At 60.4% G+C, this 22,407-nt stretch carries 17 protein-coding genes; 9 read left to right on the top strand and 8 right to left on the bottom strand.

The window, feature by feature from the left end; translation table 11 throughout:
• On the top strand, positions 1 to 1,581 hold a 1,581-nt coding region (locus VJ956_RS15810), incomplete at its 5' end, for a sigma-54 interaction domain-containing protein (protein ID WP_324086004.1).
• Here VJ956_RS15810 and VJ956_RS15805 read toward each other — a convergent pair.
• From VJ956_RS15805 to VJ956_RS15790, 4 genes are all read right to left on the bottom strand, one after another.
• Entirely contained in the window at positions 1,568 to 2,905 is a 1,338-nt protein-coding gene (locus VJ956_RS15805; protein ID WP_324086003.1) for a sodium-dependent transporter, read from the bottom strand. The two genes, VJ956_RS15810 and VJ956_RS15805, sit on opposite strands and share 14 nt — an antisense overlap.
• Before the next feature lie 327 nt (positions 2,906 to 3,232).
• The gene (locus VJ956_RS15800; RefSeq protein ID WP_324086002.1) at positions 3,233 to 4,414 is read right to left on the bottom strand and encodes an acetyl-CoA C-acyltransferase; all 1,182 of its coding nucleotides are present in this window, start codon (positions 4,412 to 4,414) and stop codon (positions 3,233 to 3,235) included.
• Positions 4,415 to 4,430: 16 nt separating this feature from the next.
• Entirely contained in the window at positions 4,431 to 5,582 is a 1,152-nt protein-coding gene (locus VJ956_RS15795) for an acyl-CoA dehydrogenase family protein (protein ID WP_324086001.1), read from the bottom strand.
• 24 nt (positions 5,583 to 5,606) lie between these two features.
• Positions 5,607 to 6,368, bottom strand: a complete 762-nt coding sequence (locus tag VJ956_RS15790) for a 3-hydroxyacyl-CoA dehydrogenase (RefSeq protein WP_324086000.1) — start codon at positions 6,366 to 6,368, stop codon at positions 5,607 to 5,609.
• 104 nt (positions 6,369 to 6,472) lie between these two features.
• On the opposite strand from VJ956_RS15790, the gene VJ956_RS15785 reads away from it, so the two are divergent.
• From VJ956_RS15785 to VJ956_RS15750, 8 genes are all read left to right on the top strand, one after another.
• Positions 6,473 to 6,916: a MerR family DNA-binding transcriptional regulator gene (locus VJ956_RS15785; protein WP_324085999.1), complete on the top strand. Its 444-nt coding sequence runs from the start codon at positions 6,473 to 6,475 to the stop codon at positions 6,914 to 6,916.
• Positions 6,917 to 6,945: 29 nt separating this feature from the next.
• Complete coding sequence (locus tag VJ956_RS15780; RefSeq protein ID WP_324085998.1) at positions 6,946 to 8,115, top strand: isovaleryl-CoA dehydrogenase; 1,170 nt, start codon at positions 6,946 to 6,948, stop codon at positions 8,113 to 8,115.
• 188 nt (positions 8,116 to 8,303) lie between these two features.
• The gene (locus tag VJ956_RS15775; RefSeq protein WP_324085997.1) at positions 8,304 to 9,911 is read left to right on the top strand and encodes a carboxyl transferase domain-containing protein; all 1,608 of its coding nucleotides are present in this window, start codon (positions 8,304 to 8,306) and stop codon (positions 9,909 to 9,911) included.
• 14 nt (positions 9,912 to 9,925) lie between these two features.
• The gene (locus VJ956_RS15770; protein WP_324085996.1) at positions 9,926 to 10,732 is read left to right on the top strand and encodes an enoyl-CoA hydratase-related protein; all 807 of its coding nucleotides are present in this window, start codon (positions 9,926 to 9,928) and stop codon (positions 10,730 to 10,732) included.
• A gap of 2 nt (positions 10,733 to 10,734) precedes the next feature.
• Positions 10,735 to 12,729 (top strand): acetyl/propionyl/methylcrotonyl-CoA carboxylase subunit alpha, encoded by a 1,995-nt coding sequence (locus VJ956_RS15765; protein WP_324085995.1) that lies wholly within the window; start codon positions 10,735 to 10,737, stop codon positions 12,727 to 12,729.
• A complete protein-coding gene (locus VJ956_RS15760; RefSeq protein WP_324085994.1) occupies positions 12,729 to 13,634 on the top strand; it encodes a hydroxymethylglutaryl-CoA lyase in 906 nt (301 codons plus the stop codon). The genes VJ956_RS15765 and VJ956_RS15760 overlap by 1 nt, the downstream gene beginning before the upstream one ends.
• 14 nt (positions 13,635 to 13,648) lie before the next feature.
• Positions 13,649 to 14,224, top strand: coding sequence for a peroxidase-related enzyme (locus tag VJ956_RS15755; RefSeq protein WP_324085993.1), 576 nt, complete (start codon positions 13,649 to 13,651; stop codon positions 14,222 to 14,224).
• 52 nt (positions 14,225 to 14,276) lie between these two features.
• On the top strand, positions 14,277 to 15,965 hold the full coding sequence (locus VJ956_RS15750; RefSeq protein WP_324085992.1) for an AMP-binding protein: 1,689 nt from the start codon (positions 14,277 to 14,279) through the stop codon (positions 15,963 to 15,965).
• 137 nt (positions 15,966 to 16,102) lie between these two features.
• Here the strand turns inward: VJ956_RS15750 and VJ956_RS15745 are convergent, their stop codons facing one another.
• The 4 genes from VJ956_RS15745 to VJ956_RS15730 all read right to left on the bottom strand — a co-directional run bounded on the left by VJ956_RS15745 (position 16,103) and on the right by VJ956_RS15730 (position 22,384).
• Positions 16,103 to 17,785, bottom strand: a complete 1,683-nt coding sequence (locus tag VJ956_RS15745) for an NAD-dependent malic enzyme (protein ID WP_414674452.1) — start codon at positions 17,783 to 17,785, stop codon at positions 16,103 to 16,105.
• A gap of 131 nt (positions 17,786 to 17,916) precedes the next feature.
• Positions 17,917 to 19,575, bottom strand: coding sequence for an acetolactate synthase large subunit (locus tag VJ956_RS15740; protein WP_324085991.1), 1,659 nt, complete (start codon positions 19,573 to 19,575; stop codon positions 17,917 to 17,919).
• 2 nt (positions 19,576 to 19,577) lie between these two features.
• The gene (locus VJ956_RS15735; protein WP_324085990.1) at positions 19,578 to 20,765 is read right to left on the bottom strand and encodes an L-lactate dehydrogenase; all 1,188 of its coding nucleotides are present in this window, start codon (positions 20,763 to 20,765) and stop codon (positions 19,578 to 19,580) included.
• Between the two features lie 5 nt (positions 20,766 to 20,770).
• A complete protein-coding gene (locus VJ956_RS15730; protein ID WP_324085989.1) occupies positions 20,771 to 22,384 on the bottom strand; it encodes an FAD-dependent oxidoreductase in 1,614 nt (537 codons plus the stop codon).
• Between the last annotated feature and the right edge of the window lie 23 nt (positions 22,385 to 22,407).

Below are 22,407 nucleotides of genomic sequence, written 5' to 3'. Positions count from 1 at the left end.
CTGTTGTTACTGAGGGACCGACGCCAGTTGCGCACCCTCAGGGAGCGCCACGATGCCAACCACTACCACCGGGGCGGCTTGCTTGAGTGGCGGCGAGTTGAAGAGCTGTTCAAGGACATGGAGCGGGAGAACCAACTGATCTTGCATGCAGTGGGAGAAGGCATTTACGGCGTGGATGCGGAGGGGCGAGGCACCTTTGCCAACCCGGCGGCCGAGCGGATGCTGGGATGGCGAATTGACGAACTCATGGGGCGGGTCCTGCACCGCGTTGTGCATCATTCCCACGCGGACGGCAGCCTCTACCCCCTCAAAGACTGCCCGATATACGCCGCCTTCCGCGATGCCAGCGTGAAGCGCGTGGGCGAGGACTGGTTCTGGCGCAAGGACGGCAGCGGCTTCCCGGTGGAATACACCAGCACACCGATCCTGGACAACGGGCATCCGGTGGGCGCAGTGGTTGTGTTCCGGGATATCTCCGCCCGCCAGGAAGCCCAGAAAGAACTGCAGAAAGCGCTGGAGGAAGTGGAGACCCTCAAACACCGGCTGGAGATGGAGAACGCCTATCTGCAGGAGGAACTCAGCGCCGAGTACCACTTCCATGAAATCTTCGGCCAGAGCGGGGCCATCAAAGCCATCGTAAGCCGCATCGGCATGGTGGCGCCCACGGATGCCAACGTACTCATCACCGGTGAATCCGGCACAGGCAAGGAGCTGATCGCCCGTGCCATTCACCAGTCCAGCAGCCGGCGCGACCGCCCCCTGATTCGGGTGAACTGTGCGGCCATCCCCAAGGATCTGTTCGAGAGCGAGTTCTTCGGCCACATCAAGGGCGCTTTCACCGGTGCCGTCAGCGACCGCGTGGGCCGGTTTGAGCTGGCCGATGGCGGCACTCTGTTCCTGGACGAAGTCGGTGAAATTCCGCTGGAACTTCAGGGCAAACTGCTCCGGGTACTCCAGGATCAGCAATTCGAGCGTGTGGGCGAAAACAATACCAGGGCGGTGGATGTTCGTGTGATTGCCGCCACCAACCGGGACCTGAAAGCGGAAGTCCAGGAGAAAACCTTCCGGGAAGATCTCTATTTCCGCCTCAACGTTTTCCCCATCGAGTCAGTGCCCTTGCGCCGGCGCCTCGAGGACATTCCCATTCTCGCCCAAGAGTTTCTGAACCGGGCCTGCCAGAAGTTCAACCGGCCTCTGTTGGCCCTGAAAGAACGAGATGTTGAAACCCTGAAAGCCTACCACTGGCCGGGCAATGTGCGGGAGCTGGAGAATGTGATCGAGCGCCAGGTAATCACCGCCGACGGCCGGCTGGATCTGGATCTGCCGGGGCCGGAATCGGCAGCCCGGTCCACCACGGCAGAAGCGCCCCCCGCGAGACATTACAGCGGCGAATTGATGACGGAACAGGAGCTGCGTGAACTGGAGAAGCAGAACCTGACTCGGGCCCTCACCATGAGCAGTGGCCGTGTCTTCGGCGATGACGGCGCGGCGGCCATGCTGGGCATCAAACCGACCACCCTGACCTCGCGCCTGAAAAAGCTGAAGATCGAACCGAGAGAATTCCAGGTCAGGCCGGAGTAATGCCCACCTGGTTCAGGGCGTAGGTCACCACAATCCAGATCAGCATCACCAGCGGCAGGTAGCGACCAACCAGGTACATACGCCACTCCCACCAGCGGCTCTGGGTACCCAGCACCGTCCGGATCTTCTCGGGCGGAATAAACCAGCAGAACATGGCCGCCCCCAACACCCCCGAGAAGATGATCACATTACCTCCGGCCACCCGGTCGATCACATCCAGCACCGGTTCACCGGCGATGTTCCATTCCAGCGGCGTGAAACTCAGCGCCGAAGCCGTGCCCAGTACCAGCATGACCAGGGTGACAAGACTGACGGCTTTGCCATTGCTGAGCCGGAACTCTTCCGCCACCGCGGCGATCATCACCTTCAGCCCGGCCAGGCTGGAACTGAACGCCGCCATAAAGAACAAACCGAAAAACAGCGTGCCCACCCAGTAGCCACCAGCCATATCCTCGAATACCCGGGGCATGGTCACAAACGCCAGCTGACTGCCCTCCGTCGGCTCCATACCCAGACTGAACACAAACGGGAAGATCATCCAGCCCGCCAACAGCGCCACACTGGTCTCCGTACCTGCCACAATCAGACACGCCCGGGGCACGTGGGTCTGCCGGGGGATAAAACTGCCATAAGTCACCAGGTAGCCCTGACCAATCGCCAGAGTGTAAAACGCCTGCCCGAAGGCAAACGCCCACAGCTTGCCGTCCGCCAGCCGGCTCCAGTCCACCTGGAAAAAGAAATCCTTGGTCTGCTCCCAGCCCGGCGTGCGGCTGGCGAAGATCACCAGACCGATCATCACAATGATCAACACCGGCATCAGAATCTTCGACATCAGCTCGATGGCGGTCACATCCTTGGCCAGAATGATCGCCCCCAGCACGGTCACGGCGAAGAAATACCAGAGCGAGTTATACCCGGCGGTAAAATCCCCAAACACCCGGAGATTGTCTGTCGCCGCATCCAACGCATAGCCCAGGGTCCAGCCGGTAATCACCAGGTAATAGCTGGTAATGGCCATGGTAATGAGCACCACAAACCACCCGTACACCACCCCGAAACGATTCACCTGCCGGTAAGTCTGAACCGTACTGCCCTTGGAAAGACGTCCCGCAGACACTTCCAGAATCATTATGGGCAAAACCACCACAATCAGCGCCAGCAGATAGGCCACCACAAAAGCGCCGCCGCCGTTCTCCCCCACCATGTACGGAAAACGCCACAGGTTACCTAGCCCCACAGCGGCGGCCGCCATGGAGGCCACAAATGCAGGCTCCGAGCTCCACTGCTTGCGGGATTCCTCAATAAATTCGTGGCGCTTTCGCACGGGGATTCTTTCTCCAATGCCGGGGACGTTCAATGCATTGAAGGCTAGCAAATCATGGGTTGGGCCGCATGATTGATATCAACTTGGGGTCTCTGGGAATAGCAGACCTGCTTTCTTGGGGGATTGGCCGGCGGTGGGGATAGATATTCGGGAGTCCGTAGGTCGGATTAGCGTAGCGTAATCCGACAACATCTGTTGGATTACGCTACGCTAATCCAACCTACAAGGTCACAGGAAACCCAAGGGGGCATTCACTCGCGATCCCACCAAGGTATACCGGCCACCCCGCAGCCCGCCCCCAAACAGGCAGGCTACGTAGGGACGCTATCAAATCAATTCAATAGCAACTGCAGTCCCCTCGCCACCACCAATACACAGCGAAGCCACACCACGTTTCAGACCACGTTGCTTCAGGGCATTCATCAGGGTAACGATGATCCGCGAACCGGAAGATCCGATCGGATGGCCCAGGGCACAGGCGCCGCCATGGACGTTGACCTTGTCAGCCGGCAGTTTCAGCTCATTGATGGCCGCAAGGGTAACCACGGCGAAGGCTTCGTTGATCTCGAAGAGATCCACGTCGTCCACGGTCCAGCCCGCTTTCTTGAGCACCTTCTCGATGGAACCGATGGGCGCCAGGGTAAACTCGGCCGGCAGTCGGGCATGAGTGGCATGAGCCACGATGCGGGCCTGGGGAACCAGGCCACGGGCGTCAGCTTCGGCGGCGGAGGCCAGAACCAGCGCAGAGGCGCCGTCGCTGATGGAACTGGAGTTGGCGGCTGTCACCGAACCGTCTTTGGCAAACGCTGGACGCAAGCTCGGGATCTTCTCCGGTTTGGCGTTGCCCGGCTGTTCGTCGATCTCGACCAGGGTTTCACCCGCGCGGCTTTCAACGCTTACCGGAACAATCTCATCACGGAACCAGCCGTTCTCGATAGCGGCCAGGGATTTCTGCAGGGAGCCGATGGCAAATTCGTCCATAGCCTGGCGGCTGATGTCGTATTTATCAGCGGTGCGCTGTGCGAAGACACCCATCAGGCCGCCTTCGTAGGCGTCTTCCAGACCGTCCAGGAACATGCTGTCCATCACCTGGCCGTGGCCCATGCGCATACCGGCGCGGGCTTTGGGTAGCAGGTACGGCGCCTGGCTCATGTTTTCCATGCCGCCAGCAATCATGATGTTGTTGGTGCCGGCCTTGATCTGGTCGTGAGCCATGATCACGGCCTGCATGCCGGAGCCGCACATCTTGTTGATGGTGGTGCAGCCGGAGCTGTCCGGGATACCGGAGGCGCGCGATGCCTGGCGGGCCGGGGCCTGGCCCAGGCCGGCGGGCAGTACGCAGCCCATGATCACTTCCTGGACATCCGCCGGCTGGAGGCCGGAGCGCTCAATGGCGGCCTTGATGGAGGTGGCGCCCAGGTCCGGGGAGCGCACGGAGCTGAGGGAGCCCATCATGCCGCCCATCGGTGTTCTTGCAGATCCTGCAATGACTACGTCGTTGTTGCTCATGGTTTTCCTCACTTAATCAGGCTTTGCCCAGCACAGAGCGGGCAATAATTTCTTTCATCACTTCCGAGGTGCCGCCGTAAATGCGCTGCACCCGCGCGTCGATAAAGGCCCGGGAAATCGGGTATTCAGTGGTGTAACCGTAACCGCCAAACAGCTGCAGGCAGCCGTCGGCCACGCGGCACTGCATTTCGGTGGCGCTGTACTTGGCCATGGAGGCGGTCGGCGCATCCAGTTCGCCCAGGTCATACTGGTCAATGCACTGGTCCACGAACGCCTTATTGACCCGGTAATCGGTTTCCATACGGGCGATTTCAAAACGGGTGTTCTGCAGTTGGGCCAGTTTCTGGCCGAACAGTTCCCTTTCCTGGGCGTAGGCGATGGTCAGGTCCAGGGCGCCACGGGCGGCGGTCACGCCGAGGGCGCCGATCACCAGACGTTCCCGGGGCAGTTCCTTCATCAGGTACACAAAGCCCTGCCCTTCTTCGCCGAGAAGCGCGGAAGCCGGGATGCGCATGTCGGAGAAGAACAGCTCGGAGGTATCCCCTGAGTGCTGGCCGATCTTGTCCAGGTTGCGACCTTTGCTGTAGCCCGGCAAAGAGGTGTCCACCAGGAACAGGCTGATGCCGCGGGCGCCAGCTTTCGGGTCGGTCTTTGCGGCGACGATGACCATGTCGGCGTGCTGGCCGTTGGTGATGAAAGTCTTGGAGCCGTTCAGGATGTAGTCGTCGCCATCCTTCACCGCACTGGTGCGGATGGCCTGCAGATCACTACCGGCACCAGGCTCGGTCATGGCGATGGCGCCAACGGCTTCGCCGGAAACCAGCTTGGGAAGCCATTGTTGCCGTTGCTCTTCATTGCCCATGTGGCTCAGATAGGGGGCAACAATGTCCGAATGCACCATCACGTTGGTGGATAACGCGCCGAATCCCATGCGGGCGAGTTCTTCACCCACCACCACGGAAAACTGGAAGGGTGCTCCGATGCCGCCCCACTCTTCTGGCACATCCACACACAGCATGCCGGCGTTGCCCAGGGTGTTCCAGAGCTCACGGGGTACAAGACCGGACTTTTCCCAGGCTTCGTAATGTGGCGTCACTTCTTTTTCCAGGGCCTTGATAACAGACTCCCGGAACATCGCCAGTTCTTCTTTATCAACAGACACGGTCATGTATGTCTCCTGCAATTGAATGCTTCACTTGGGCGCCATGCGAAGCGCGCAGTCCAGACGAATCACTTCGCCATTGAGAATCGGGTTGCGCACCATCTGGTCCACCATCATGCCGAACTCTTCCGGCTTGCCGAGGCGCTTCGGGAACGGCAGCGTGGCTGCCAGGCTTTCCTGAACTTCCTCGGGCATACCCGCCATCATGGGTGTCATGAACAGGCCCGGTGCAATCGTATTTACACGGATGCCTTCGCGAGCCAGCTCACGGGCCGACTGCAGGGTTAGCGATACCACACCGCCCTTGGAGGCACTGTACGCAGCCTGGCCAATCTGGCCTTCGTAGGCGGCCACTGAAGCCGTATTGATGATCACACCGCGCTCGCCATCGGCGTTGGGTTCGCGCTGGGCCATATCTGCAGCCGCCAGGCGCAGGATATTAAAGGTGCCAATCAGGTTGACCTGAACAACCTTGCTAAAGTTCTCCAGAGGCATCACGCCCTCACGGCCCAGAATCTTCGAGGCCGTGGCAATACCAGCACAATTCACCGCAATGCCGCACGGGCCGTGCGCCTCACGGGCGGCGTTGATGGCCGCTTCGGCGCTGTCCGGGGAACTCACATCGCATTTCAGGAAGATACCGCCGATATCCGCGGCCACCTTTTCACCCTGCTCCTGCTGAAGGTCAAGAATAGCCACCTTGCATCCGGATGCCGCCAGCGCACGGGCCGCACCCTCGCCCAGCCCGGAAGCACCGCCTGTTACAATCGCTGCCACATTTTTGAATTCCATCGTTCACTCCCCTTTTCAGGATTCTGTTCGTTAAAAATCGGACCCTAAAACTACTTTACGTTTACGTAAACTTTATCTAACCTAAGTCTAAAAAGGAAATCCCAATGGACATTAAACAGACATACAGCATCAGCGAGCTCGCCAAAGAGTTCGACGTGACAACCCGGAGCATCCGTTTCTACGAAGATCAGGAACTGCTCAAGCCCACGCGGCGCGGGCAGACACGGATCTTTAGTTCAAAGGATCGCGTGCGTCTGAAGCTCATTCTTCGGGGCAAACGCATGGGCTTTTCCCTGGCCGAAACCAAAGAGCTGTTCGACCTGTGGGACGAGACCCTCAGCGGCAACGAGAAACAGCTGCTCAAGATGCTGACCATCCTGGAAAACAAACGGGCTCAGCTGGAACAGCAGAAGAACGATATTGCCCAGGCAGAAATGGAAATGGATACAGCTGAAGCCCGGTGCCGGGAAGCCCTGGCCGAGCTGCAGAAGAAAAAGAAACAGCAGGCCCCGGTAAAAGAAGAAGCCAGGCAGACCGCTGAAAACTAATGAATGACAGAAATCAAAGGTAGCCAACGATGAAATCACAATACTCAGAGCTCAACTTCGGCCTCGGCGAGACCATCGACATGCTCCGCGAGCAGATCAACGGCTTTGCGGCTTCCGAAATCGCACCACGCGCCGAGGAAATCGACCGCAACAACGAGTTCCCCATGGACCTGTGGCGGAAAATGGGCGACATGGGCCTTCTGGGTATCACCGTGAGCGAAGAATACGGCGGCTCCGACATGGGCTACCTGGCGCACGTTATCGCTATGGAAGAAATCAGCCGTGCTTCCGCCTCCGTTGGCCTCTCCTACGGTGCCCACTCCAACCTGTGTGTGAACCAGATTCACCGTAACGGCACTGAAGAACAGAAACAGAAATACCTGCCCAAGCTCGTGAGCGGCGAACACGTTGGCGCCCTGGCCATGTCCGAGCCCAACGCCGGCTCCGACGTCATCTCCATGAAACTGACCGCCAAAGACGCCGGTGACCACTACGTCCTGAACGGCAACAAAATGTGGATCACCAACGGCCCGGACGCGAACACCTACGTCATCTACGCCAAGACCGACACATCCGCCGGCTCCAAAGGCATCACCGCCTTCATCGTAGAACGCGACGCCCCGGGCTTCAGCCGCCACCAGAAACTCGACAAACTCGGCATGCGCGGCTCCAACACCTGTGAACTGGTTTTCCAGGACTGCCAGGTACCCAAGGAAAACGTCCTCGGCGGTGTTGGCAACGGCGCCAAAGTCCTCATGAGCGGCCTTGATTACGAGCGCCTGGTTCTTTCCGGCGGTCCTTTGGGCATTATGCAGGCAGCCATGGACGTAACGGTTCCCTACATCCGCGAGCGCAAACAGTTCGGCCAGGCCATCGGCGAATTCGAACTGGTACAGGGCAAAGTCGCCGACATGTACACCTGGATGAACACCGCAAAATCCTACGTCTACATGGTTGCCATGTCCGCCGACCGCGGCGCGGAAACCACCCGTAAAGACGCAGCCGGCGCGATTCTCTACTCCGCCGAAATGGCCACCAAAATCGCCCTGGACGCCATCCAGCTGCTCGGCGGTAATGGCTACATCAACGAATACCCGACAGGCCGCCTGCTGCGCGACGCCAAACTGTATGAAATCGGTGCCGGAACGTCCGAGATTCGTCGGATGCTGATCGGTCGCGAGCTGTACCTGAACAATTAAACAGCCGCTGATCACATCGATTTACGGAAGATAACTCCCTCGGTACGCCGAGGGCGTGGCGGGTGTTCCTCCCGGGAATGTCTGCGGCCATGGATGGCCGCAGTCAAGCGCACATGGACGTGCTCGTAGCGTTTCCCGGGAGGAACACCCGTCACGCCCGGATGCCCCCGAATAAGAAGGCAGGGAAAATGACCATACTCCAAAGCAAAATCAATCCGCGGTCCGAAGAGTTCCAGGCCAACCAGGAATCCATGGCCCAGGCCGTAGCCGACCTGCGGGACAAAGTTTCCACCATCCAGCAAGGCGGCGGTCCCGACTACCAGAAGCGCCACACCGACCGTGGCAAGCTGCTCCCCCGCGAGCGCATCAACCGCCTCCTGGACGACGGCTCTCCCTTCCTGGAAATCGGCCAGTTTGCCGCCTACAACGTCTATGGCGAAGAAGTCCCTGCAGCTGGCGTGATCGCCGGCGTGGGCCGTGTCTCCGGCACCGAATGCATGATCATCGCCAACGACGCCACCGTTAAAGGTGGCAGCTACTACCCGTTGACGGTGAAAAAACACCTGCGCGCCCAGGAAATCGCCCTGCAGAACCGCCTGCCCTGCATCTACCTCGTAGACTCGGGCGGCGCCAACCTGCCACGGCAGGACGAAGTCTTCCCGGACCGCGACCACTTCGGCCGCATCTTCTACAACCAGGCCCGCATGTCTGCCGACGACATCCCCCAGATTGCCGTCGTCATGGGCCTGTGCACCGCCGGTGGCGCCTACGTGCCCGCCATGGCGGACGAATCCATCATCGTCCGCAACCAGGGCACCATCTTCCTGGCCGGCCCGCCGCTGGTAAAAGCCGCCACCGGTGAAGTAGTAACCGCCGAAGACCTCGGTGGCGCCGACGTACACTGTAAAATCTCTGGCGTTGCCGACCATTATGCCGAAAACGATGCCCACGCCCTCGAAATCGCACGGCGCAGCGTCTCCAACCTGAACCGTCGCAAGCCCACCGACGTGGAAATCCGCAAGCCCAGGGCTCCGCTGTACGACGCCGAAGAAATCTACGGCATCGTCGGCACCGACCTGCGCAAACAGTTTGACGTGCGCGACGTGATCGCCCGCACCGTCGACGGCTCCGAGTTTGACGAATTCAAACGCTATTACGGTCAGACCCTGGTTACCGGCTTCGCCCATATCCACGGCTACCCGGTAGGCATCATCGCCAACAATGGCATTCTGTTCAGCGAAGCCGCCCAGAAAGGCGCCCACTTCGTCGAATTATGCTGCCAGCGCAACATCCCGCTGCTGTTCCTGCAGAACATCACCGGCTTCATGGTTGGCCAGAAATACGAATCCGAAGGCATCGCCAAGCACGGCGCCAAGATGGTTATGGCGGTGGCCTGTGCCAACGTGCCCAAGATCACCGTACTGATCGGTGGCTCTTTCGGAGCGGGCAACTACGGCATGTGCGGCCGCGCCTACAGCCCCGACTTCCTGTGGATGTGGCCAAACGCCCGTATCTCCGTAATGGGTGGCGAGCAGGCCGCCGGCGTGATGGCCACCGTTCGCCGTGAAGGCATGGAGCGCAAGGGCCAGGAATGGAGCGCCGAGGAAGAGGCTGAATTCAAGAAGCCGATCATCGACACCTACGAACACCAGGGCCACCCCTACTACGCCAGCGCCCGCCTCTGGGACGACGGTGTCATTGACCCGGCCCAGACCCGGGAAGTGGTTGCCCTGAGCCTGTCTGCCACCCTTAACCGACCCGCCAAGCCAACACGCTTCGGCGTGTTCCGGATGTAATCGGGGAGAATGACATGACAGACAACGAATCCGCAGTCCTGCTCAGACACCGGTCCGAAGGCATTGCCGAGGTGGTTCTCAACCGCCCCGACAAGCGCAACGCCTTCGATGACGTGATCATCCAGCAGCTGATCACCACTCTCACCGAGGTGAATGCCGACAACAGCGTGAAGGTCGTTATCCTGCGCTCCGAAGGCAAGCACTTCTCCGCGGGCGCCGACCTTGGCTGGATGCGCCGCATGGCCGAGAACACGCGCCAGGAGAACCTGGACGATTCCCGGGAACTGGCGCGGCTGATGAACGTTCTCAACCACCTGTCCAAGCCGGTGATCGGCCTGGTTCAGGGCGCTGCCTTCGGTGGTGCCGTAGGCCTTGCCGCCTGCTGCGACATCGTCATTGCCACCGAAAAGTCCAGTTTCTGCCTCAGCGAAGTGAAGCTCGGCCTGATTCCGGCAGTAATCAGCCCCTACGTGGTGCGCGCCATCGGCGAGCGCCAGGCCCGGCGGTATTTCATCTCTGCCGAAGTGTTTACCGCAAATCAGGCCCAGGAATACGGCCTTGTGCACATCGTCTGTGACGATGTCGACGCCATGGAAGCCCGCTGCAACGACATGCTCCAGCAACTGGCCACGAACGGGCCCGGGGCCATGAAAGCGGCCAAGGATCTGGTATTTGCTGTCAGCCACAAGCCCATCAACGACGACGTGATTGACGACACCGCACACCGCATCGCGGATATCCGGGTGGGTGAAGAAGGGCAGGAAGGGCTCAGCGCCTTCCTGAACAAGCGCAAGGCCAACTGGGTTCCGGAGGAAGAATAACAATGTTCAGCAAAATACTGATCGCCAACCGGGGCGAAATCGCCTGCCGGATCATACAAACTGCCCACCGCATGGGCATTCGCGTCGTCGCTGTCTATTCCGAGGCCGACGCCAATGCACGGCACGTGGCCATGGCCGACGAAGCCTTCCACATCGGCCCCGCGCCCAGCTCTGAGAGCTACCTGCGGGCTGAAAAGATCATCGAGATTGCCAAGAAAAGCGGCGCTCAGGCCGTTCACCCGGGCTACGGTTTCCTCTCGGAAAACACCGGCTTTGCCGAAGCCTGTGAAGCCAACAATATTGTCTTTATTGGCCCGCCCTCCTCGGCCATTGCCGCCATGGGCTCAAAGTCCGCGGCCAAGGCCATCATGGAAAAGGCCGGCGTACCCCTGGTGCCGGGCTACCACGGCGACGACCAGTCCGCAGAAACCCTGCGCGCCGAGGCCGAAAAGTGCGGCTTCCCGCTGCTACTCAAGGCGGTCGCCGGTGGTGGTGGCAAGGGCATGCGCGTTGTCGAGCGTATGGAAGACTTTGACGACGCGCTGGCCGCGGCCAAGCGGGAATCGAAGAACGCCTTCGGCAACCCGGACATGCTGATCGAACGCTATCTGACCCAGCCACGGCACGTGGAAATTCAGGTCTTCTGCGACAAGGATGGCAAGGGCGTGTACCTGGCCGAGCGTGACTGCTCCGTGCAGCGCCGCCACCAGAAAGTTCTGGAAGAAGCCCCGGCCCCGGGCCTGAGCGACGACACCCGCAAAGCCATGGGCGAAGCAGCCGTAAAAGCCGCCCAGGCCATTAACTACGTAGGCGCCGGTACCGTCGAGTTCCTGTACGACGTGGACGGTTCCTTCTTCTTCATGGAAATGAACACCCGCCTGCAGGTAGAGCACCCGGTAACCGAAATGGTCACCGGCCAGGATCTGGTGGAATGGCAGCTGAAAGTGGCCTGGGGCGAGCCCCTGCCGCTGGAGCAGTCCCAGGTGAAAACCCGGGGCCACGCCCTGGAAGCGCGTATCTACGCCGAAGACCCGGACCAGGACTTCCTGCCCGCCACCGGCAACCTGCGCTACCTGAGCACCCCGGATGAAAGCGCCCATGTGCGGGTGGACACCGGTGTGACCGAAGGCGACGACATCAGCATCCACTACGACCCGATGATCGCCAAGCTGATCGTGTGGGACGAAACCCGGGATCAGGCCATCAACCGCATGGTCCAGGCCCTGGAGCACTACCGCATCGCCGGCGTGAAGACCAACATCCGGTTCCTGCACGCCCTGGCCGACGCCCAGCCGTTCCGGGAAGCGGACCTGACCACCGGCTTTATCGAAGATCACCGGGAACTGCTGTTCCCGAAATCCCGGCTGGATACCCACAAAGCCCTGGTATTGGCCGCCGGCTTCGTACTGGAACAACGTAAATCCCGGGAAGTGATCAGCACTGATCCATGGTCGCCGTTCGGCCGCCAGAACAGCTGGCGCATGAACTCCGAATACGCCCAGCCACTGCAACTGCAGGTGGGTGAAGAGATTCACGACCTCAAGGTACTGGAGCGGGATGACCGTTATCAGGTGTATGTGGGCGACAGCGTCTACAACCTCACCGCCCGCCTGGACGACGATTATCTGCAGGCGGTCATCAACGGCCACCGCATCAGCATCCACGGCAACCTGCACAACGACCAGCTGGTGCTGTTCTATGAGGGCGACACCTTCAACTGCACGGTGTACAAGGAAAGCTACGGCTTCGAGGAAATGGCCGGCGAAGGCAGCCTGGCCGCGCCCATGAACGGGGCCATCGTCGCCGTACAGGCGAAAGTCGGCGACAAGGTCACCGCCGGCCAGAGTCTGGTAATCATGGAAGCCATGAAAATGGAACACGCCATCAAGGCCCCGGCCGACGGCGTTGTCACCGAAATCTTCTTCGCCGAAGGCGACCAGGTCTCCGAAGGCGCCGAACTGATTGCCATTGAAGTAACTGAAGAGGAGGCAGGCTGATGGCCTTTCCCAAACAGGTTCGCCTGGTTGAGATGAGCCCCCGGGACGGACTCCAGAACGAGCCCGGCCCGGTGATCGCCACCGCCATCAAAACCGGGCTAATTGACCGCCTGGCAGACAGCGGCCTGAGCCACATCGAGGCCGCCAGCTTCGTGTCCCCGAAATGGGTGCCACAGATGGGCGACGCCGCCGAAGTGATGGCCGGCATCAACCGCAAGGCTGGCGTTCGCTACTCCGCCCTCACCCCGAACCTGAAAGGGTTTGAAGGGGCACTGGCGGCGAAGGCCGACGAAGTGGCGGTCTTTGGCGCCGCGTCCGAGTCCTTCACCAAAAAGAACATCAACTGCACCATCGCCGAAAGCCTCGAGCGCTTCGCCCCGGTGGTGGAAGAAGCCCGCAAGCACGGCATCCCCGTGCGCGGCTACGTCTCCACCGTGATGGGTTGCCCTTACGAAGGTGACATCGCCCCGGAACAGGTCGCCACCGTGGCCAAAGCCCTGTACGACATGGGCTGCCACGAAATCTCCCTGGGCGACACCATTGGCGTAGGCACACCCATCAAAGCCAAGCGTATGCTCGAAGCCGTCGCCGCCCACGTGCCCATGGAAAAACTGGCCGCCCACTTCCACGACACCTATGGCCAGGCACTGGCCAACCTGTATGCGGTGTTGGAAGAAGGCGTCAGCGTTATCGATGCCTCCGTGGCCGGCCTCGGCGGCTGTCCCTACGCCAAAGGCGCCTCGGGCAACGTCGCCACCGAAGACGTGCTATACCTGCTTAACGGCCTTGGCATCAAAACCGGCGTCGATCTTGAAAAGCTTGTCGCCACAGGCGACTGGATCTGCGGCCAGCTGAACCGCCACAACGGATCCAAAGTCGGCCAGGCACTAGGCGGTAACTGTTAAAAACAGGAGTAGTCATGAGCAATAAGAATGTGGTCGCACTGGATCTGCCAATTCCCGAAATCAGCGACATGCCGGAAGACACCCAGAAGTACTTCCAGATCTGCCAGGAAAAGCTGGGCATGATCCCGAACGTACTCACTGCCTACAGCCAGAACCTCAAACAGCTGGACGGCTTCACCCGGCTCTATAACGAGCTCATGCTCGGCGAAGGCGAACTCAGCAAACTTGAGCGGGAAATGGTGGCCGTGGTGGTCTCCTCCGAGAACAAATGCTTCTACTGCCTGGTTGCCCACGGCGCCGCCGTGCGGGTGCTGAGCGGCGATCCCCAGTTGGGTGAGCACATGGTGATGAACTACCGCAGCGCCAAGCTCGACAAGCGCCAGCGAGCCATGCTGGATTTTGCGTCCCACCTTACCCGCTCGCCGGCCACCGTCACCGAAGACGACATCCAGGCCCTGCGGGATGCCGGTCTCAGCGACCGCGGCATCTGGGACCTGAGCAACCTGATCGGCTTCTATAACATGTCCAACCGCGTGGCGATTGCCAGCGATATGCAACCTAATCCCGAGTATCACAATCAGAGTCGCTAGCAGGTAAACACCCCTGCTCGCCGTCGAATACAAAAACAATGGAGGCAGAGATATGAGCAAGACTCTACCAAGCTACACCAGTGGAACCGCGGCAAAACCCCTGCTGGGCATGACCATCGGCGATATGCTCGATCGCACCGCGGAGAAATACCCGGACACCGAAGCCCTCGTGTGCCTGCACCAGGACATTCGCTGGACCTACAAAGAATTCGTTGAAAAAGTTGATGAAGCTGCCCGGGCCTTCATGGCCATCGGCGTGAAACGTGGAGACCGGGTGGGTATCTGGTCCCCGAACCGCTATGAGTGGACCGTTACCCAATTCGCAACGGCCAAGATTGGCGCGATTCTCGTCAACATCAATCCGGCCTACGGGGTGCATGAACTGCAGTACGCGCTGAACCTGGCGGGCATCACCGTTCTGGTAACAGCAGACAGCTTCAAGGCCTCCAACTACCGAGAGATGATTTATGAGCTCGCCCCGGAGCTGAAGCGCAGCGCGCCCGGCAAACTCAAGGCCGACCACGTGCCCGAACTGCGAACCGTAATTAACGTGCACGAAGACAAGCACGACGGCATGCGGACCTGGAAAGAGTTTCTCGGTTTCGCCAGCGATGTTTCACAAGCTGATCTGGAGCAGCGCCAGAATCAACTGCAGTTTGATGACCCCATCAACATTCAGTTTACCTCCGGCACCACCGGCAACCCGAAGGGCGCCACACTGACCCATCACAATATCCTGAACAACGGCTATTTTGTGGCTGAGAGTCAGCTTCTGACCGAGAAAGACCGCCTCGTCATTCCGGTGCCCCTCTACCACTGCTTCGGCATGGTGATGGGTAACCTCGGCTGTATCACTCACGGCTCCACCATGATCTACCCGGGTGAGGGCTTTGAGCCGAAATCCGTGCTCCAGGCCGTGCACCAGGAAAAAGCGACCGCCCTGTATGGCGTGCCCACCATGTTCATCGCCGAACTGGCCGAACCGGAGTTCGAGACCTACGATCTCTCCAGCCTGCGCACCGGCATCATGGCTGGCTCCATCTGCCCGGCAGAGGTGATGAAGAAGGTCAACGGCAAGATGAACATGAAAGAGGTTCAGATTGCCTACGGCATGACCGAGACCAGCCCGGTTTCCACCCAGACCAGCTCCCTGGACCCGTTCGAGAAGCAGGTGACCACCGTGGGCCGCACCCAGCCCCATCTGGAAACAAAGATCGTGGATCCGGGCACCGGCAACGTGGTCCCGCGTGGCGAGATCGGCGAGCTGTGCACCCGTGGCTACAGCGTGATGCTGAAGTACTGGAACAACGAAGAGAAAACCCGCGAAGCCATCGACGACGCCGGCTGGATGCACACCGGCGACCTGGCCACCATGGACGAAGACGGCTACATCCAGATCGTTGGCCGCATCAAGGATATGGTCATCCGCGGCGGTGAGAACATCTACCCGAAAGAAATCGAAGAGTTCCTCTACACCCACCCCGCCATCGAGGAAGTGCAGGTCACCGGCATTCCCGACGACAGATACGGCGAAGAACTTATTGCCTGGATCAAACTGGCCCCGGATGCGGAATCGGTCACCGGCGATGAACTGCAGGAATTCTGCAAGGGCAAGATTGCCCACTTCAAGATCCCAAAGAACTACAAGTTTGTGGACGAATTCCCGATGACCGTTACCGGCAAGATCCAGAAGTTCAAAATGCGGGAGATTTCCATTGAGGAGATGGGGTTGAAGAAGTAACTCTCAGCCCCTGCTTCGTTCCTGCCTCAGACCCCGGCTTTATGTCGGGGTTTGTGCTTTGTGTCAGGCTCAGCCCGGATGCGTCATCAGCAGGTCCTGCAAAACCGGGCCATGGATTTCGTGCCTGCGCTCCGCCTTTAGATTGAGCGCCGAAGGTAACGCCGATACTGCGGGCGCCAGAAATTACGCTCGATCGTCCGGCGGATGGTGTCGTCATCGGAGTGCAAGGTCACGACGCCATCCTCCTGTGCCTGCCTGGCCACATCAAAGGCGATATTGCGACTGATTTGCTGAATGTCACCCAGGGACGGCAACAGCTGTTCACCGGTTTGCTGGACAATGGGTGCCTCGTTCGCCAGGGCGTTGGCCGCGGCCATCAGCATGGTATCGGTCACTCGTGAGGCGCCGGCGGCGATAACCCCAAGACCAATACCCGGGAAAATATAGGCGTTGTTGCATTGGGCTATGGGATAAGTCTTACCATTGAACTTCACCGGTCTGAATGGGCTGCCGGTCGCCACCAGGGCTTCGCCGTTGGTCCAGGACAGGATGTCGGCGGGGGCAGCCTCCACCCGGGAAGTAGGGTTCGATAGCGGCAGCACCAGTGGCTGCGGGCAGCCGGCATGCATTGTTCTGATCACTTCCTCGGTGAACAGGCCCCGCTGACCAGAGACGCCAATCAGCACCGTCGGTTTCACGTGTTTCATCACATCGATCAGTTCCCTGCCCGACCAGCCCTTTACCCGGGCAGGATCCTGGGCCAGCGCCGACTGGAAATCCTGCAGGCCGTCGATGTCGTTGGTGAGTAGCCCACCCCGGTCGACCATGAAAAACCGTTGCCGCGCTTCATGCTCTGACAGCCCCTCGTTGGTCATTGCAACGACGATCTGCTCGGCGATGCCGCAGCCGGCAGAACCGGCGCCCAGAAACGCCACTGTCTGGTCGCTGAGCTTCTCGTTCTTGGTTTTACACGCCGCCAGCAGCGTGGCCAGACAAACCGAGGCGGTACCCTGAATGTCGTCATTGAAACAACAGGCCTGGTCACGATACCGGTTCAGTAGACGCATGGCGTTGGTCTGCGCAAAGTCCTCGAACTGCACCAGAACATTGGGCCAGCGGCGTTTCACTGCCTCCAGGAATTCCTCAACGAAGGCGTCGTATTCCTTTTGTCCGATACGCTTGTGGCGCCAACCGATGTACATCGGGTCATCGAGCAGGGCCTGATTGTTGGTGCCGACATCAAGCATGACCGGCAGCGTATTGGCCGGGCTGATTCCGCCACAGGCGGTGTACAGCGACAACTTTCCGATGGGAATGCCCATGCCACCGATGCCCTGGTCGCCCAGGCCCAGAGTACGCTCACCGTCGGTCACTACGATGACTCTGACTTTCTCCTTGGTGGAGCTGCGCAGGAGGTAATCCATGTGCTCCCGGTCCGGATAGGACACAAACAGGCCGCGATGGTTGCGGTAGATGTTGGAGAATTCCTCACACGCCTCACCCACGGTCGGGGTGTAGATAATCGGAAGCATTTCTTCGAGGTGATTCTCCAGCAGGCGGTAGAACAGGGTTTCGTTGTCATCCTGAATTGCGCGCAACGTCATGTGCCGGTCCAGGTCGGTCTTACATAACTGGTACTGCTTATAGGCGCGGTCCGCCTGCTCTTCGATGGTTTCCACGTTCTGCGGCAGAAGGCCTATCAGGTTGAAGTCCAGGCGCTCCCTCTGCGTAAAGGCACTGCCCTTGTTCAACAGCGGCATCTCCAGCAAGCTGGGCCCCGCGTAGGGTATATATAGCGGGCGTTTATCCATAGTGTTCATAGTCACCTCGTGAATCGGGCCATCTAAAAAAGGATAGCAGCTAATATCAGTTGCAACGTGATATGGAACAGGGGCAGTGTCCCGTCTGGTTAATTCGTTGACCTGCTGCGAATTAACCAGACGGACCCAGCTCATGGCGCCAGCTTCCGCTTCAATGCCCTGTTGACCGCCAACGGCAGATTCGGCAGGGCACGCAGCATCCATGGCAGTATCCGGCGCTTCACGCCGCTCAGTGACTCTGGCGTCATCACCTCGATCAGATGCGGCCCCGGCATGCTCAGGGCATATTCCATGGCTTTGGTCATATCTTCGGCGGTGTCGACTCGTACCGCGTGCACGCCCATACCCTGCGCCATTTCGGCGAAATTAAGCACCGGGCCGCGCAGGTCCAGCTGGGCTTTGGCCCTGGCGCCGGCCTGTTCCGCCCCCACCCGCTCCAGTTCAATGTTCAGCACCGAGTAGGACGCATTGTTGAAGATAATACTGGTGACGTTGAGTTCCTCGCGGGCCATGCTCCACAGCGCCTGAATGGTGTACATGGCCGTGCCATCGCCGATCAGTGCCAGCACTGGTCGATCCGGGCAGGCCACAGCGGCCCCGACCGCATTGGGCAGCCCCTGGCCGATGGCGCCGCCGGTGAGGGTGATCAGATCGTGCCGTGGCGCGCCTGCCGTCATCACCGACAGCATAAGGCTGGAAGTAATGCCTTCGTCCACCAGGATCGAGTCGGCGGGCATCAGGTGACCCACTGCCTTACAGACTTTTTCTGCGGTAAGTTTTCCCCGCGGTCGGCCGGGTCTTCTGGCGGGTTGCAGCACGGGTTCGGCCTCCGTGGCGCCGACGGCTTCATTGAGCCTGTTCAGGCTTGCAGTAATGTCCTGGTCCGGCGCCACAAGGGTGTGAACCTGGCAGGTCTCCGGTACCAGGCAGCTTTGTTTGCCGGGGTAGGCAAAGAAGGAAACCGGCGCCTTGGCGTCCACCAGTATCAGATGTTCGATATCCGTCAGTTGCACCGTGGCCAGTTCCGCCAGGTAAGCCAGGCGCTCTACCGGCGGCAGACCGGCGCCCCTTTTCATGCGGGTAGGGAATGTTTCCGCCAGCAGAATGACGCCGCTGTGGGCGGCAAGCTTTGCGGCCGCCCACAGGCCGGGTTCCCGCAGCGAATGACCGCCCATCAGCAGGGCTGTTTTCCTGCCCGAACGAATGACCGCGGCAATGGCACCAACGACGGCATCATCTGCCGGTGCTGGTACCGGGGGCGCCAGAGGCGCACTGGCGACGCCGCCCTCACCCCAGGAAACGTCCGCCGGCAGTATCAGGGTCGCTACCTGGCCGGGTGCGGTGCGGGCCGCGGCAATGGCCTCGACCGCGTCCTGGCAGAGTGTTTCCGTGCTGGTGGCGGTGCGCACAAAACCCGGTGATACATTGCGGGCAACGGTCTCGATATCCGACTGCAGCTGGGCATCGTATTTGACGTGGTAGGTGGCGTGGTCGCCGACAATGTTCACTACCGGCACCTTGCCTTTGCGGGCATTGTGGAGATTGGCAAGCCCGTTACCCAGGCCACAGCCCAGATGCAGCAGTGTGGCAGCGGGCCTGTCGGCCATACGGGCATAGCCGTCTGCGGCTCCGGTGGCGACGCCTTCAAACAGGGCGAGAACGGCACGCATCCCGGGCTCGTCGTCAAGGGCCGCCACAAAGTGCATTTCACTGGTGCCAGGGTTGGTGAAACAGACTTCGACACCGGCATCCACCAGGGTTTTCATCAGAGCGTGTGCGCCGTTTGTCATTGTTATTCTCCAGCTTTCCGGAATTCGGTTGTTCGGGGCCGATCAAGTTGGTCTGCTCCGATATCGGTAATACGGGTCACGCCGGTGAGGGTCATGGCCAGCCGCAACTCCTGCTGCCAGCTCAACAGCAGTCTGGTCAGCCCGGCCTCACCGCCGCCGGCGAGGGCAAACGCCCAGGGGCGGCCGATCATCACGCCACGGGCGCCGAGGGCCAGGGCACGAAATACATCGGTACCACTGCGAACGCCGCCATCCACGAGAACCTCGGTCTGTGAACCGATGGCAGCGACGATATCCGGCAGCTTGCCGGCGCCAGAGGCAACGCCATCCAGCTGCCGACCGCCGTGGTTGGATACCACGATCCCGTCGGCCCCTACCCGCACAGCCTGGCGGGCATCTTCCACATCGAGAATGCCCTTGAGCAGCAACCTGCCCTGCCAGTGCTTTCGTATCCACTCCAGGTCCGCCCAGGTAACAGTAGGATCAAACTGGGCATCAATCCACTCCTTGAAGGCATCAAGATTGCCGGCGTCTGGCAGTGCATCGCTCAGATTGCCAAAACTGAGAGGGCCACCGCGCACAGCGACATTCCATAACCAGCCCGGGCGTGACAACAGCTGCTGGATTTTCAGTAGTCTGGTTCGCGGACCCTTGCTGGACAGGCCATTGCGGAAATCGCGATGACGCATGCCGGGCAGTGGCAGATCGACGGTAAACACCAGCGTGCGACAACCCGCGGCCCAGGCTTTGTCGAGCAGGGCCGCTACCCTGGGGCGGTCGCGAAGCATGTAAAGCTGGAACCAGGCGGCTTCAGTGGCGGCGGCCTGCACTTCTTCCACGGCACAGATGCCGACCGTGGAAAGCGTGAAAGGAATGCCCACGGCGTTGGCGGCGCGTACCGCCTGAACTTCACCGCGCCGCGCCATCATGCCTGCCAACCCCAGGGGTGCCAGTACCACTGGCATGGAACAGGTCTGCCCGACCAGGGTGGTGGTGGTATCCACATTTTCGACATTGACCAGAACCCGCTGGCGCAGGTTTATGTTGACCCAGCCGGTTTCGTTGGCGCGAAGGGTTTGCTCGTCTGCCGCGCCGCCATCAAGGTAATCAAACAGGAATCCGGGCAGGCGGGCCCGGGCCTTTTCACGGTAGTCGTCAGTGGTGACCGGGTAGCCAAACTTCGGCTTCATGGCCGTCAGCCTCCTGCCACAATGGATCGCACCGCTGCCCGGGCCGTCATGATGCAGGCGGGCAGGAAAGTGCCCTCAAGCGAACGTTTGCCGTTGGCACCTCCGCCGCCAAAGCCGGCGGCTTCACCCACACAGTACAGGCCTTTAATGGGAGCGCCTCCTGCATCGAGTACGCGGCTTTGCAGATCGGTTTGCAGACCGCCGAGGCTTTTGCGGGTGATCAGTTGCATGCGGATGGCAATGTAGGGTCCGGCCCCGGGCTTCTGCAGCGGCTCCGGTTTGCAGGTGCGCAGGCGGTCCGGTCGCCATTGCCGGGCATGCTGGATCAACCGGATCTGAGGGTCGTTGTGCAGTTGGGTGCCGGCCCTGAAGTTGGCATCGAAGGAGTCCGCAGTGAACTGGAGTGTGGCGGGATCGATATCATGGGAACAGGTCAGCGCGTTCATCCTGCCCGCCAGGTCCTGCAGGCTGTCCGCCACCAGGAAGTCGCGGCTTTCACGCTGCATCTGGCGAACCAGCGGGTGGTTGCCCAACAGCAGTTCTTTCACGAACAGGGGGAATTGTTTGTCTCTGATCCGGGCATTGTGCTCGGCGCCGGAGATGGCAAATTCTCTGGCGGCGATGCGCCAGTTGAGCAGGTGCCAGGTCCAGGGTTTTTCCTGTTCCGCAACCCGTTGGCACAGCCAGTGAGTGTCGAACCCGGTGACCAGGGGCTCCGGGCCGATGCGCTCGCCCCGGTGGTTCAGCCACAGAGCGGATTTGCAGGGAATGGTGGAAAGCCCATGGCCGGGAAAGTGCGGGTAAGGATGCGGGAAACCAGCGGCGTAATTCCACATTTCCCCGGCGTGGGTGATCTGGCCACCGAGGCTGTCAGCAACCCAGTGATGCATGTGGCCATCGGCGCAGGGGTGTGCCCCGTTGAGCATGCTGGACGGTTGTGGGCGGCCAGCCGGCCAGTTGGCGCGGCATTCCTGGTGGCTGCCATTAATGCCGCCGGTGGCCAGCACAACGACCGGGGCTGTACACCGGATCTGCTCGCCATTGTCTTCGTTAATCGCAGTTGCGCCACAGACTTTACCGGCTTCATGATCCAGTCCGGTGATGCGGTGCCGGTGCAGCAGCTTAAGCCTGTCGGCCCTGTTTTCGCGATGCAGTGCCTTCAGCAGGCACAAGACCAGCTCCCGGGCGGTACCCCAGATGATATGGTAACGGGGCACACGGTTACCATCACCGAAGCGGCCACGCTCCACCCAGTTTACCGCCGGAAGGAATTTGATGCCCTGATCGCTCAGCCAGTCATAAACCTCGGTACGGGAATGCTCGACGTAATAGCGAGCCCATCGCAGCGGCCATTCGTCATCGGCGGCCACCTCACCAAAGCTGATCCAGTCATTCAGGGCAATCTCCGGCGAATCCGTAATTTTCATACGCTGCTGCTGCGGCGTATCCACCAGCATCATGCCGCCAAAGGCCCACAGAGCCAGGCCGCCCATGCGTTCAGGCGTGTCCCGGTCGACCAGGGTGACGGTTTTACCGGCTCGCAGGGCTTCCAGCGCCGTGACAATTCCTGCCAGGCCCCCGCCAGCGACCAGAATATCTGAAGCAATCCCCTTGACCATAACGCGCACCCGAACTGTTAGCA

Source organism: Marinobacter sp. (genome assembly GCF_035268745.1).
Taxonomy (GTDB): domain Bacteria; phylum Pseudomonadota; class Gammaproteobacteria; order Pseudomonadales; family Oleiphilaceae; genus Marinobacter.
This window is presented reverse-complemented; position numbering and strand designations above follow the sequence as displayed.